Source organism: Methylophaga sp. UBA5088 (genome assembly GCF_002414625.1).
Lineage (GTDB): Bacteria > Pseudomonadota > Gammaproteobacteria > Nitrosococcales > Methylophagaceae > Methylophaga > Methylophaga marina.
Window position 1 is genome coordinate 17,643 of the sequence record NZ_DIAC01000087.1, and the last position, 732, is coordinate 18,374.

Below are 732 nucleotides of genomic sequence, written 5' to 3' on the forward strand. Positions count from 1 at the left end.
GAAAGCAACTGATGCAAAAAGTGGTTTCAGCCTATGAAACATTTCGCCAAGCTGAGGGTTTACCTGCCAGCTATGAAGTCATTTTTGGCCATGCGTGGAAATTAGCTCAATCAGGCCAATGCCGAACGGATGACGACAGTGTTTATATTCCGATCAGTGAGATCAAACGATTATGACCAGCACACATTTTTTTATAACAGGTACAGATACTGAAGTAGGGAAGACCTTCATCAGTGTGGGCTTGGTATCTCTACTGCAACAACAAGGCTATAAAACAGTTGGCATGAAGCCGATTGCCAGCGGTTGTGAATGGTTAGATGGGCAGTGGAAAAATGAGGATGCACTCGCATTAATCAAACAAAGCCAGACAGATTTAGCTTATTCACTGATCAATCCTTATGCCTTTGAACCCGCTATTGCCCCGCATATTGCGGCGGAGCGAGAAGGAGTAACACTCTCTCTTGCTAAGATTAAACAAAGCTATGAATTGATCGCTGAACAGGCAGAGGCAGTCATTGTGGAGGGGGCGGGAGGCTGGTATGTACCACTAAACGCAGAAAGGACCATGGCCGATCTTGCTGTTGAACTTCAATTGCCAGTGATCTTGGTGGTGGCAATTAAACTCGGTTGTATTAATCATGCCTTATTGACCGTGGCAGCTATTGAACAACAAGGTCTCAAACTGGCTGGCTGGGTGGCGAATCATGTGGCTGAACAATCAGAATCAACTGA

Annotated in this window: 1 protein-coding gene; it reads left to right on the forward strand. The window is 45.5% G+C overall.

The genetic code is table 11. The annotated features are described in order from the left end of the window. Nucleotides 1-172: 172 nt before the first annotated feature. Nucleotides 173-732, forward strand: a 560-nt coding sequence (gene bioD / locus B4K20_RS11125; protein ID WP_289282931.1) for a dethiobiotin synthase, incomplete at its 3' end; no start/stop codon positions are given.